This is a genomic window from Candidatus Erwinia haradaeae, from assembly GCF_900698855.1.
Classification (GTDB): domain Bacteria; phylum Pseudomonadota; class Gammaproteobacteria; order Enterobacterales; family Enterobacteriaceae; genus Erwinia_E; species Erwinia_E haradaeae_F.
Map to the genome: position 1 here is coordinate 800,502 of NZ_LR217698.1, position 14,251 is coordinate 814,752.

Consider the following 14,251-nt stretch of genomic DNA (forward strand, 5'->3'; position numbering starts at 1 on the left):
AAATATATAATAAAGAACATATTTTATTAAAACTTTATCTAAAATATAGCATATAATAAATCTTCTCTTCTTTTATAGTTACTAACTCATAATAAAAACTTCTGGTTATTTATCTAATAAAATAATTGCATTCATGCTATATAAATATGTCTCTCTTCATCTACAGAAGAATTCTTTAGTATCTGATCTATAAAATAGATACTAAATTAGCTATAAAAAAACCAAAAAATAAAATAAAAATATGATCCTAGTAATATAAACATGGTATAAGCACTGTTCTTACCTGACATTATCTATCTTAATATTTGATATATTACATGCAATATTCTCCCATTTCTCAAGATCTATGAAAATAATGTAATTGTAAAATAAAAAATAAATATCTACACTATTAAATAATATATATAGTATATTATACTATAAGTTCAATCTCCTACAGATTATTCTATATATCTACAAAATAATTATCTATTTACGTAAAAGTTGATAAAAACAGTCATTCCATGTAATATCTAAAATTATACCATCAAGAGTTTATTTGATATAATAAAATATGATTGAATTTAATAACACCTAAGAGAACTCAAATATAGTTTTTCTACATTAGTTAAAATAATAACAATATTCAGCGATAAAATAGTAACTCTAAAATCTTTCACTAGGATATAAAAGTTTATTGTTAATAATGAACAATTCAAAGAAGATGCTTAGAAACATATCTAAAATAAAATAACTTAAAACCTAGGTATTCCATGAGAGATCTGTGCTATTATCAAACATAATTAGAAATTAACATTAAATCAATATAATCACTAAACACATTCAACAACATGATATATTTCTTTTTTTATAAAAACTCAATAATGAGTTAATTATTGATATATTGCACATCTAAACCTATAGTTTTTTCTATTAAATTATCGATTATTAAATTATCGATTTTTACAATTCTTTTTCATCAATATTAGGTAAAAATTTAATTCTCTCTACAGTCTTATTTTCCTTAAAGAAAAAACGTATAATAATTCATATTTCATTTAACTCAAAATCTATTAATATCATGCTCCAAAATAATCCTCTTCTTGCTAAGCTTAAAAAACAACTAAATTCTAAACTTCTCCGGGTGGAAGGAATAGTTAAAAGTTCCGAAAAAGGTTTTGGATTTTTAGAAATTAACGCACAAAAAAGTTACTTCATTCCACGCTCTTTTATGAAAAAAGTAATGAATGGTGATCGTATAAGCGCGGTAATTCAGACAAATAAAGATCGAGAAATTGCCTGTCCTGAAAAACTTATTGAACCATCTCTCAAGCGTTTTGTTGGTCGAATACAGAAAAAAAATAATCGTTTACTTATCATGCCGGATAATCCTTGGCTAAAAACTGCAATCCCATGCGATGCTGGATTTAATGTTAAACATTGCTTCCAGGAAGGAGATTGGACCGTAGCAAAGATACGCCATCATCCATTAAATGGTGATAACGCATTCTATGCTGAACTTACAGAGTTTATTACCAAAAAAGAAGATAATCTTGCGCCATGGTGGGTCACGCTCGCGCGCTATAATTTAGAACGCGAAGAACCTAATGCGCCAATTCCAAAAGAAATGCTTAATGAAAAACTAAAACGTAAAGACCTTACCAACATCCCATTTATTACCATTGATAGCGCTCATACTGAAGACATGGATGATGCATTATATATAGAAGATATTGGTGATGACGAACTTAAACTATTTATTGCAATCTCTGACCCAACTTCTTATATCGAAACTAATAGCATATTAGATCAAATTGCCGCTGAACGCTCTTTTACCAACTATCTACCAGGATTTAATGTTTCAATGCTACCTAGACAGTTATCAGAAGATATCTGTTCTCTGCGCCAAGGACAGCGTCGACCTGCACTTGTTTGCTGCGTTACTATTTCCAAAGATGGCACACCCTCTCAATCTGTAGAATTTTTTGCGGCCTGGATCAAATCTAAGGCACGATTAGTATATAGCAGTGTCTCTGACTGGTTAGAATCAGACAAATCCAGCCCCTGGAAGCCAGAAAGCCAAGAAATAGCTAACCAAATCTGTCTTCTGCACCGTTTTTATTTAGCTCGTAGTAACTGGCGACAAACGCACGCTCTATTATTTCAGGAACAACCAGACTTCCGCTTTGTAATAAATAAACAGGGAGAAATATTAGATATAATTACTGAACACCGACGCATTGCAAATAAAATCATAGAAGAATCAATGATTCTAGCAAATATTTGCGCTGCTCAGGCGTTAAGTAAAAGGTTTGGATTTGGTATCTATAATGTTCATGATGGTTTTGACAAAGTCCATGCAAATCAAGCATCAGAAATCTTAGCTAATCATGGAATTATCGTAGATCCTGTTATTCTTTCTACCCTAGATGGATTTCGCAACCTACGACGTAAACTAGACTGTCAATCAAATCAATTCCTAGCAAATCGTATTCGACGTTTCCAATCATTTTCTGAAATTCGCACTACTCCAGGACCACATTGTGGTCTGGGTTTAGAAGCGTATGCTACCTGGACATCCCCTATTCGCAAATATGGCGATATGATTAATCATCGCTTAATAAAATCCATGATCAAAGGTGAAACAGCTTTACATCCAAAAGAAGAACTAACAACCTACATGGTAGAGCGTCGTCGAAAAAACCGAATGGCTGGACGAGATATAGGTGAATGGTTGTATTCACGCTTCTTACAAAAAGACATTGGTAGTAATCGTTTCTTTAAAGCTGAAGTGTTAGATGTATATCGTCACGGAATGCGCGTTCGACTTCAAGAAAATGGCGCTGTAGCATTTATTCCTGCAGAACTAATCTATTCAATTCGTGAAAACCTGATCTGCAAACATGATACTGGCAGTATCCTCGTAAAAGGCCAGTTACTTTACCAAGTCACCGATTTGATTGATGTAACGATCACAGAAATACGGATGGATACTCGAACTATTATTGCTCGTCCAGCCTTCTCATCTAAAAAATAAATTGTATATACAGCATGTTGTCTCTCTTGATATTAATTACTGAAAAATCAAATAGACATAGAAAATGAAAAGTATACATAGCTACAAACAGATTAAACAAAATTACTGCAATCCTATAATTATTATAATCCCGAACTAATTCAGTATTTAAAAGTTCAATGACTAATAAATCAGAGTAACTCTGTAATATAAAAAATATCTATCATTTTACACATTAAATAGGTATTTCATTAGTACAATAATGCATACTGACAAAATAAATGAAAACACCTTATACGTGCTATACGGAATACAGTGAATATCAATAAATATCCTATAAAATATATATTTTAAAAATTGTTATCTTATCTCTTGAGACTTATTTCGTTGATACACAAAACAATATTTGTTAAAATTAAGATAATTAATATTATTGTATATACTTAATTCTAAAAGAACATATTCAGGTAATCTATCATTTATACTATAAAAAATATCTAACATGATTCTCTTTCTATAATATAGAAACTATGTATATACTAATACTCACTTTCTTAAGATAAAATATTTATTTCTCTTAGTTATGTATAAAAAGACAATAGAACCATACTTAGAAAGTTTTCTATTTATAATAATTCTTTATTACACTATTAAATAAATTAAGTATGCTTTAATATAATGAAATATTATATAAACAATATCTATAACCAATTAAATCAACTAATTACAATACGATTTAATGACAATATTTGTTGTTATCTAAACAAATATACAAATCATCTATATGCAAAAAAGAGTCATTCGGCTCTAGAACTAGACTGATAAGATCTTACAAGATTTTAAAATCACTAAAAATTTCTTGATTTACAAGGCGTATGGTAATGTTTTACCATTTTTTAAAAAAAAATTGCACAATCTTCTCCCTCTCATCAAGAAAATAATTAAAAATTGACTTGTGTGTATATTAGTTATAAAGATAATTATATTACATTATTATAGAATAATGTAATAAATAAATATATCACTCAAGCATACCAACCTCTCATAAATCAAGTTATATAATAAAATGTTATTTTTCTTATAATTGTAACTAGGACTTCCTTAATATGTTAACCAATATCTTATGGCATGAAACACTTCATTCTAAATTTGGGCAATATTTTACTATCAATAAAATACTACATCGTACACGCACCAATTACCAAAATTTAATTATTTTTGAAAATACAAACTTAGGTCGTATCCTAGCACTCGATGGAATAGTACAAACTACTGAATCTGATGAATTTATTTATCATGAAATGATGGCACATGTCCCACTATTAGCCCATGGTAACGCGCGAAAAGTATTAATTATTGGGGGAGGAGATGGTGCGATGCTGCGCGAAATAAGTTATCATAAAAATATTGAACAAATTACCCTAGTTGAAATCGATTCAAGTGTAATTGAATTATCTAAACGATATCTACCTCATCACCATGCTGGTTCTTTTGAAAACCCTTTTTGTCAACTTGTTATTGATAATGGTGTTCATTTTGTGCAAACAACTTCTGATCGATTTGATGTAATTATTTCTGATTCTCCTGATCCAATTGGCCCAGGAGAAAACCTGTATACTTCAGAATTTTATGAAGGATGTCACAAGTGCCTAAATCCAGATGGTATTTTGGTGACGCAAAGTGGAGTCTGTTTTTTTCAATTAAACGAAGCAATAAATAGTTATCGTAAATTAAAAAACTATTTTAATGATGTGAGCTTCTATCAAGCATCAATACCTACCTATTATGGCGGTATAATGACTTTTTCCTGGTCAAGCAATAATCCTATGCTACGCCAAATAAATCTATCAACCCTCATTAATCGTTATAATAAAACAAATCTCAAATGCCGATATTACAATCCAGCACTACACGCTAGCAGTTTTTCCTTACCGCAATATTTTCTAGATGCGCTAGAAGCTTCCTCAGAATTTTAAGGAAAAAAATACAATTGCAAAAGTTGAAATTACATGGATTTAATAATTTAACTAAAAGTTTAAGTTTTTGCGTCTATGACATATGTTACGCTAATACAGAAGCAGAACGCGACGGATATATCGCTTATATTGATGAACAATATAACGCTACGAGGTTAACTGAAATTCTCAGTAAAACCTGTTCAATTATAGGAGCAAACGTTCTAAATATTGCCCGTCAGGATTATGAGCCACAAGGTGCTAGTGTAACAATTCTAATTGGCGAAGAAACCATAGATCCACATGATATAGATACATCAGAACATCCCGGCCCACTATCACACTCAATGATTGCACATCTAGATAAAAGTCATATTTGCGTACATACTTATCCAGAAAGCCATCCTGAAGGGGGATTATGTACTTTTCGAGTTGATATTGAGGTATCCACATGCGGGGTTATTTCTCCTTTAAAAGCTCTTAATTACTTAATACACCAGCTAGATTCAGATATTGTGACCATTGATTATCGTGTACGAGGTTTTACACGTGACATTAATGGCGTAAAACATTTTATTGATCATAAGATCAATTCAATACAGAATTTCATGTCAGAAGATATGAAATTAAAACATGATATGATGGATGTGAATGTATACCAAGAAAATATTTTTCATACTAAGATGCTTCTAAAAAAATTTGATCTTACACACTATCTATTTAATTCTAAATTAGAAGATTTAGGAAAAAAAGAACATGAAAGAATTACTAATCTCTTATGGAAAGAAATGCGTGAAATTTATTATGGTCGGAATATTCCAACCGTAGGAAAAATATACATGTAATAGTATTACTTACTTGAATAACAATTACGTATTTAGGTTACATGAATATAAAAAAAGAACTATAATAAACTATTTTCTATATAAAAAAACAAAAAATAAAATAATTCTAATCATCATTATTAACTATTTAACATATCAAAACTTTAATTATTAAACTAAAAGTATATAGTACAGTTCTGCTTCAGAAAACTGTAGATTGTGAGTAATTACATAAAGAAGACTTAAGAAAAATAACACTCCCGCATTTGATTCTTATTCAAATGCGAATCTCACTAATTCTATCGCTTATGGTATATTTAATTACTAATTAAATCATGAAACAGAAAACAATACAACACATATATTATTCTATAATATATCTCATAAAGTCCTATCACAACTTCAGTTAAAATTCTAACTATCTATCTTATAAGACACTATATAAAACGTTATGTTATATATAGGTTTTTTTAAAAATCCTTTACCAAAACCTTAATAAAAAAATAATACTAAATTTATGATTTTTCTAAAAAAATAATTACTTATAACAAGTAGATAAAAAGAAATGCTATCAAAATTGCCATCGATGTAATACACTAAATCTATTTTTCTAACTTCTATTACCTATATAACAATTTTTATTTAAAACATCTATATATCTTCTAATATATTAACAATAAATCTAAAAATTTAAAAATACAAATAAAAATTTTTATCACTATTAAAAACTTAAAATATCAGTTATTAAATTGTTTTTATCAAAGCTCCTTATCTATTCTTAGTAATTCCCGATTAACCTCATTATGACCTATATCTTTACGAAAAAACTTTCCATTCCAAGAAATTAAATTTGCAATTTCATAGGCATGTCTTTGTGCAGATATAATATCTGATCCTAATGCAGTGACACATAAAACACGACCACCATTAGTTATGACAAACTGATCTTTAAGAATTGTTCCAGAATGAAATACTTTTCCATCTAATTTATCTAATAATGAAAGACCATAAATTGGATCACCTTTTATGTATTCTCCAGGATAACCATTAGCTGCAAGAACTAATCCCAAAGATGGGCGAGGATCCCATTTTGCCTCTTTTTTATGCAAAAAACCAGACTCGGCTGCCAATAACAACTCAACTAAATCAGATTGCAATCGTAATAAAATAACCTGAGCCTCCGGATCTCCCAGGCGGCAATTAAACTCAATAACCTTAGGATGATTATTGTTATTAATAATCAAGCCTGCATATAAAAATCCAGTATAGAGATTACCCTCATAAGCCATTCCTCGAATAGTTGGCCAAATAATCTCATCCATAATTCTATTATGTACTACACTAGTAACCACTTTTGTCGGCGAATAAGCTCCCATTCCACCAGTATTTAAGCCAGTATCATCATTGCCTACCCGCTTGTGATCCTGACTTGTAGCCATAGGTAGAACATGCTCACCATCTACCATAACAATAAAACTCACTTCCTCACCATATAGAAATTCTTCTATGACAATTTGATTCTCTACTCTGTGAAACAAACTGCCTTCCAACATCCCTCGTATAGCAGATTCAGCCTCCTCCATTGTCATGGCAATAATGACTCCTTTGCCTGACGCTAAACCATCAGCTTTAATGACAAGAGGAAATCCTTTCTCACGCGAATAAACAAGTGCTGGCTCAATTTTAGTAAAAACTTGATATTCAGCTGTTGGAATATTATGACGAACTAAAAAATCTTTAGTAAACGCTTTGGAACCTTCTAGAAGAGACGCTGATTGAGTTGGACCAAATATTCTTAAACCCACCTCACGAAATCTATCCACTATACCATATGTTAAAGGGGTTTCTGGACCTACAACCGTTAAATCAATCTTTTCATTTAAAGCAAAAATCAACAATCTATCCAGATCATTCGACAAAATAGCTATATTTTTCATCTTAGATTCTAAAGCAGTTCCAGCATTTCCTGGCGCAATGAATACACTAGTCACTAATTTAGAATGAGAAATTTTCCATGCTAAGGCATGTTCTCGCCCACCATTACCAATTACTAAAACTTTCATCTAAATCTCATTTTGTTTAAAATTAAAGGTTTATTTTTAATAGTCTCGCATCTATACTAATACAAATAAAAAATTCCACTCTAATACTATAATGTAGTTAGGTTTTTTAAAAAACCTGACAAATAACTTTCTAGCAGCCTATTTAAAATAATTTTCTATATATATTACTGAACATTTGAAGTTAATGAACCAATTATACCAAAATATAATATAAAATACTCTCTATCTCTCTAGATAGAGAGTCAATCTTTTCTTAAATCACCATGATCTTTATCTGGTTTTATCGAGTATATTATGTATAATACATAGATATAATTTTATAAATCAATATATTTAACTATACTTATCTATATTATAGATAATGAATATCTAAATTAGATAGGATCTATCTTACAGTAATCCAAAATAACACTTTTCAATAAGAGTATACTACAATAGTAAGAACAAAATGATTCAGTATATTCAACCTAAGGATCTATATATCATATTAAATCATATTTAATAGTGAGTTTTTAGTTACACAAAACTGGATTTCTCTTCAATCCTTCTAAAAATCAGATAATATAAGGTATACCACCTAATATGTAGCACATACTTGATAACATCAATTCTTTCATTTAATAAAGCGCGCTGATATTTTGTTTAAAACTTAATATTATTATTAATAATAAATAATATCATCTACTCAAAAATAATCAAACACTTGCAATAAAAATTACAATATTTATCTTAGCCTTTTTCTTTTAATTAACTATAGTAATGCAAAATTACCTATAATATCTATTACAATCAGATACAATAAAAAATAATCTATTAAGTTCCCTATATAACTAAATATTTTTCCATCTAAGATCAATGCCTAAAGTGACGAACATCGGTAAAAATCATAACCATATTATACTTATCCACAGCTGCAATAACTTCATCATCACGAATAGAATTACCTGGCTGAATTACGCATTTCACCCCAACAGAAGCAGCGACTTCGATACTATCACTAAAAGGAATAAAACCATCAGAGGCCATAACTGAACCATGTAATTGCAGTCCTTGCTCAGCCGCTTTAATAGAAGCAATTTTAGCAGAATAAACACGACTCATTTGACCAGCTCCTATACCGAGTGTCATATTATTTCGTGCGTAAACAATTGCATTTGATTTCACAAATTTAGCTACTTTCCAACAAAACAGAGAATCGAGCATATCCTTCTGACTTGCTAAACGCTTACTAACTACTCGAAGCTGATTTTTAGATACTATTTTTGTATCTTGAGACTGAACCAAAAGACCTCCTCTGACACGCTTAAAATCCAATTCCATCTGACGTTGCTTCCATGCTCCACAAATAAGTATACGTAAATTTTTTTTAGTTATAGTTAAGTTCATAGCTTCAGAACTAATAGAAGGAGAAATAATAACCTCTACAAATTGACGACTAATAACTGCCTGTATAGTAGCTAAATCTAATTCACGATTAAAAGCAATTACACCACCAAATGCAGAAGATGAATCAGTTTTATAAGCTTTCTCATATGCATCAAAAATGGTCTGCGCCGATGCCACTCCGCAGGGATTAGAATGTTTCACAATCACGCAAGATGGTAACTCAAATTCCTTTACACACTCTAGCGCTGTATCAGCATCAACAATGTTATTATATGAAAGATTCTTACCCTGTAATTGCTGTGCAGTAGCTACAGACGGTTGAAGATATTTATTTTCTATATAAAAAGCTGCCTGTTGATGAGAGTTTTCTCCATATCGAATATCCTCTTTCTTAATAAAATTTAAATGCAGGTTAGAAGGAAAGCATTCAGATGACTTCATACTTGATTGATCAGAATCTTTTAAAATATCACCACAATAGTTAGCAATCTTACTATCGTAAGATGCGGTATACTTAAATGCTTTAGTTGCTAAATGAAACCGAGTTTTTAATGTAAGTGAATTTCCATTTTTATCTAATTCTTTACTAATAGTAGTATAGTCACTAATCTTAACTACAACAGCAACATCTCTATAATTTTTGGCAGCAGCTCGGATCATAGTTAAACCACCAATATCAATCTGATCCATTGCCTCTTCTAATGTACACGCGCTACAAGATGCAACTTGAGAAAATGGATACAAATTAACCACAACCATATCAATAGGAATAATCCCATGTGAATCCATAACGTCACAATCCTTATGACGCCGCCCTAAGATGCCACCGTGTACTTTAGGATGTAACGTCTTTAACCGTCCGTCCATGATTTCTGGAAAACCAGTATAATCAGACACCTCAGTGATAATTAGACCAGAACTAGCCAAGAAACGAGCGGTCCCTCCGGTTGAAAACAATTTTATACCGCGTCGAGATAAATCTTGTGCTAATGGAAGTATATCTGTTTTATCAGAAACACTAATCAATGCGCAACGGATGGGTCGATATGACAACATGTCAATACCATTCCTTATTAAATAAAATATTAATAAAATTTTAATTAAAAAATAGAAATACTGTTTATATTATCTAGTATTTTATCAAGACTAATATTTAATGAATTGAATTAATTAATATCACAATAATTAATATATATTACATGATACATCATAAATATCACCATAAACTAAAGATAAAGATCACGAAATCGAATCCAAAAAATTTATTAAATATATTTAGAAATTCCAGTACTAATCTATCTTAAAGATAGGAGGAAATCATAAATAATCTCTTATACTAAATTTTTAATATTAATTTACTGATTAAATGCAGACTAAAAATATTTACAGAAATTTATCTTATCTGGTTTCACTTAAAACGACGATGAATATTTTCATGTAAAAAAATTTCAGTATTTAATTGATATAACTTTTTTATCATTAATTTTCTACAATAATTAGAAAAAAAACGAACTGATTGATCAGAAAAACAACGAGGATCAATGGGTGGTAACATTTCAACAATAACAAAACCGTTTTTTAAACGATTCAGATTAATATTACCATGAGTATTAGATACTACTACTGGAATAATAGGAACACCTGCAGCTTTAGCTGTATAAAATGCCCCCATTTTAAATGGGAGAAGACCTCGACCTCGACTTCGAGTGCCCTCTGGAAATATCCAAAAAGAAATTTTTTTTTGTTTAAACTTTCTAATTAATTTTCTAATTACCCTATATGATTGAGTATAATTTTTCCTACTAATCAAAATATTACCACTTAACCAATAGAGAATTCCAAAAAACGGAATCCATAATACACTAACTTTTCCAACAGTAACGGTACCAACCTGAACCATCTTAGCTGCAGTAATCATATCAAAATTATTTTGATGATTACAAATATAAATTGCATTAGGATAATGTTCAGAACCTAAAGGCTTACGTAGACAGACCGTTACACCAATAAAATGAGACAGATGACCAAATAACTTACTAAAGGTTGCAACATGACACGGGTTTCGTGGACTTAAAATACAATAAAAAAAACCACAAATAGAAACAATAATAGAATAAACTAAAATAAAAACGACACGTAAAAAAGCAAGCATTGTCTTATATCCAACAATAAAATATTATTTACAAACCTATCACTTAAATTTCAAGAATCTATTAATACTTCACTGAAATAAATAGAAAATAAATTCTTAACCACACTAAAAACTATTAATTATTTGCCAAGAGCAACTATTAAATTTATTGTATTTTACTTTTTACTAAATAAAATAATCATCGTGTATTTTATTAACTATGCATATATTCATATCGACCTTTCTATATTCTGAATACCTAACATTGTTACATATGGGGTATGAATAAAAAAACTACAATTAAATTTTGTGATACTTGATCAAAAAATTTAAAAACAGTACGAAGAAAACAATACATTGATTGTCATAATATAAAAATATCTTTAAACATAAACCTAACCTTTGTTTATCCAAATAAGAAAATAAATAGTATATCAAGTAATTAATAAAGAATCTTTTGATCTTGACAATATTTCTTTAAAGATATGAAATCTATTTTTTAAAAAAAACCCCATCAAGCATCATAATACTGATAAAATATAATCTACTAGATAATATTAAAGAAAAAAATGAAAACAAACCGAAGTTGGATGCATACGTCATAGATCATTTCTATAGAAAATTATAAAAATAAATAAAATTTATATTATCTACATATCTTAAATAATATATCTAAATATCTATACGGATAAAGATTTACAATCGTCCTCTAGTTTTAGAAACTATAAACAGTAATTTTCTCTTTTCTTTTAAACTATCAATGAAAAGAAAATATCAAACCTTATCTTAAGAACCTTGATAAGTACGTAACTATATTATCTAAAAATAAAGAGGCTCTCATTAAAAAATAAAATATGATAAACTTATCAAATATATCTAAAAAAACAAAAATTAATTATGACAACTAAGAGTATAAATCATACAAAGAAAATGAAAAGATACATATCTTATGACAAGATAGAATGAATATTTATATGACAAAATTATACGTGCTATATGTTTAGTTCATCTAATAAAAAATATTGAAAAACACAATAATAATATATAAATACTTTTATATCAGATTAACTAGAAACAAAATCTTCTTATTAATTAACCATACTAATAAATAAAAAAATACAAAAACACATGCGTCCTATACCTTCTGTATCAAATTAATCCTATATTTAATATAATCGAACATTTTAGATATAGATACTAAAAATCTAAATTTTAATATATCTACACTAATATCACTGAAAAATTATATCTAGAAATCAACTAAATACTATCAATACTTTATATTCATTGTATGTAACAAATACCTACAAACACTCATAACAATCATTAATATATTCTATTCTTCATAAATAATTAGAATCTTAATCTTATTACTCATAGGTAAGTAAAGCATTTCATATACCATATATTATCTCTCTTTTCTGAAATATATCAACCATAAGCTATATGTCAATACACTAAAAGAATTCATAAACATCTAAAAAATTATACCCGTTTACTCATTACTAATGTGGCGTTAGTACCCCCAAACCCAAAACTATTCGACATAACGGTAGTAAGCTTTCTTTTGGAAGGCACAGTAACAATGTCTAACCCCTCCGCAGCAGGATCTAATCTATCAATATTGATACTAGGTGCAACAAAACCATGCTCTAACATTAATAGCGAATAAATTACCTCTTGTACACCTGCTGCGCCCAATGCATGACCAGTCATCGCCTTAGTAGCCGATATTGCCGGATGTTGTTCTCGAAAAACAGTCCGAATTGCACATAATTCTTTTACGTCACCTATTAATGTTGAGGTCCCGTGAGTATTAAGATAATCAATAGGAAGGTCTACGCCCTCCATAGCCATACGCATACAGCGAGTTGCACCTTCCCCGGATGGTGCAACCATATCAGCCCCATCAGAAGTCGCACCATAGCCAACAACCTCAGCATAAATATGGGCTCCCCTTTTAATCGCATGATCTAATTCTTCAATTACTACTATACCTCCTCCACCCGCAATTACAAACCCATCACGACCAAGATCATAAGTACGTGAGGCTTTTTCTGGAATAGAGTTATACTTAGTTGATAATGCACCCATTGCATCAAATTCACAAGACATTTCCCAACATAACTCTTCACCGCCACCTGCGAAGACAATATCCTGTTTACCTAACTGAATCTGCTCTACAGCATTACCAATACAATGCGCTGAGGTTGCGCATGCAGAACTAATGGAATAATTGACACCATAAATTTTAAAAGGAGTAGCTAAACAAGCTGAGACACCAGATGCCATAGCCTTAGTAACCATATACGGACCTACACCTCGTAAACCCTTAGCACGCATTCCATCTACACTAGCTACTTGATAAAACGGAGAGCCACCACCTGAGCCAGCTACTAATCCTACACGCGGATTATTCTGATATTGCTTATCCGTAAGACCCGAATCTTTTACAGCTTCCTGCATAGAAAGAAACGCATAAATAGATGCATCACTCATAAAACGCAGAATTTTACGCCCAATGCGATCTGAGATATCATTTTTAGATAACTTAATATTTCCCCAAACGTGACTACGCATACCAGAATCTTTTAACTCTTGGGAAAAAGTAATCCCAGTCCGTCCAGAACGTAAGGATGCCAGAACTTCTTCTTGGTTATTACCAATACTGGAAATAATCCCCAAACCAGTAACCACAGCACGTTTCATTCAATACCTCTTTCGATTCTTTTATTAAAATTCAAGTACATTTATCCTGAAAATTTATACTCAACAAGACCAATTAATATATTGCTAAGTTAAATTTAAATAAATATTATTTATTTTATTATCAGTGAAATACATTAAAAATCATGATATCTACTTCCAATCAAAGATAAATTATTACACTGAAAATA

7 protein-coding genes are annotated in these 14,251 nt (G+C 30.0%); 3 read left to right on the top strand and 4 right to left on the bottom strand.

What is annotated here, in order from left to right; genetic code table 11:
- Window positions 1-1,060 precede the first annotated feature (1,060 nt).
- From HACICURT3053_RS02390 to speD, 3 genes are all read left to right on the top strand, one after another.
- Window positions 1,061-3,016, top strand: a complete 1,956-nt coding sequence (locus tag HACICURT3053_RS02390; RefSeq protein WP_157992139.1) for an exoribonuclease II — start codon at window positions 1,061-1,063, stop codon at window positions 3,014-3,016.
- A gap of 1,085 nt (window positions 3,017-4,101) precedes the next feature.
- A complete protein-coding gene (gene speE / locus HACICURT3053_RS02395; protein WP_157992140.1) occupies window positions 4,102-4,971 on the top strand; it encodes a polyamine aminopropyltransferase in 870 nt (289 codons plus the stop codon).
- A gap of 14 nt (window positions 4,972-4,985) precedes the next feature.
- Entirely contained in the window at window positions 4,986-5,795 is an 810-nt protein-coding gene (speD, locus tag HACICURT3053_RS02400) for an adenosylmethionine decarboxylase (protein ID WP_157992141.1), read from the top strand.
- A 737-nt stretch (window positions 5,796-6,532) separates the two neighbouring features.
- On the opposite strand, the gene purD is transcribed toward speD, so the two are convergent.
- The 4 genes from purD to fabB all read right to left on the bottom strand — a co-directional run bounded on the left by purD (window position 6,533) and on the right by fabB (window position 14,063).
- Window positions 6,533-7,837: a phosphoribosylamine--glycine ligase gene (gene purD / locus HACICURT3053_RS02405; protein WP_157992142.1), complete on the bottom strand. Its 1,305-nt coding sequence runs from the start codon at window positions 7,835-7,837 to the stop codon at window positions 6,533-6,535.
- 852 nt (window positions 7,838-8,689) lie between these two features.
- A complete protein-coding gene (gene purH, locus HACICURT3053_RS02410) occupies window positions 8,690-10,279 on the bottom strand; it encodes a bifunctional phosphoribosylaminoimidazolecarboxamide formyltransferase/IMP cyclohydrolase (RefSeq protein WP_157992143.1) in 1,590 nt (529 codons plus the stop codon).
- A gap of 352 nt (window positions 10,280-10,631) precedes the next feature.
- Window positions 10,632-11,375 (bottom strand): 1-acylglycerol-3-phosphate O-acyltransferase, encoded by a 744-nt coding sequence (locus HACICURT3053_RS02415; protein ID WP_157992144.1) that lies wholly within the window; start codon window positions 11,373-11,375, stop codon window positions 10,632-10,634.
- Between the two features lie 1,464 nt (window positions 11,376-12,839).
- Complete coding sequence (gene fabB / locus HACICURT3053_RS02420) at window positions 12,840-14,063, bottom strand: beta-ketoacyl-ACP synthase I (protein WP_157992145.1); 1,224 nt, start codon at window positions 14,061-14,063, stop codon at window positions 12,840-12,842.
- Window positions 14,064-14,251 lie beyond the last annotated feature (188 nt).

Coding starts and splice junctions, on each gene's coding strand:
- HACICURT3053_RS02415 (WP_157992144.1), bottom strand. CDS start 11,375: ATGCTTGCTTTTTTACGTGTCGTTTTTATTTTAGTTTATTCTATTATT.
- purH (WP_157992143.1), bottom strand. CDS start 10,279: ATGTTGTCATATCGACCCATCCGTTGCGCATTGATTAGTGTTTCTGAT.
- speE (WP_157992140.1), top strand. CDS start 4,102: ATGTTAACCAATATCTTATGGCATGAAACACTTCATTCTAAATTTGGG.
- fabB (WP_157992145.1), bottom strand. CDS start 14,063: ATGAAACGTGCTGTGGTTACTGGTTTGGGGATTATTTCCAGTATTGGT.
- purD (WP_157992142.1), bottom strand. CDS start 7,837: ATGAAAGTTTTAGTAATTGGTAATGGTGGGCGAGAACATGCCTTAGCA.
- HACICURT3053_RS02390 (WP_157992139.1), top strand. CDS start 1,061: ATGCTCCAAAATAATCCTCTTCTTGCTAAGCTTAAAAAACAACTAAAT.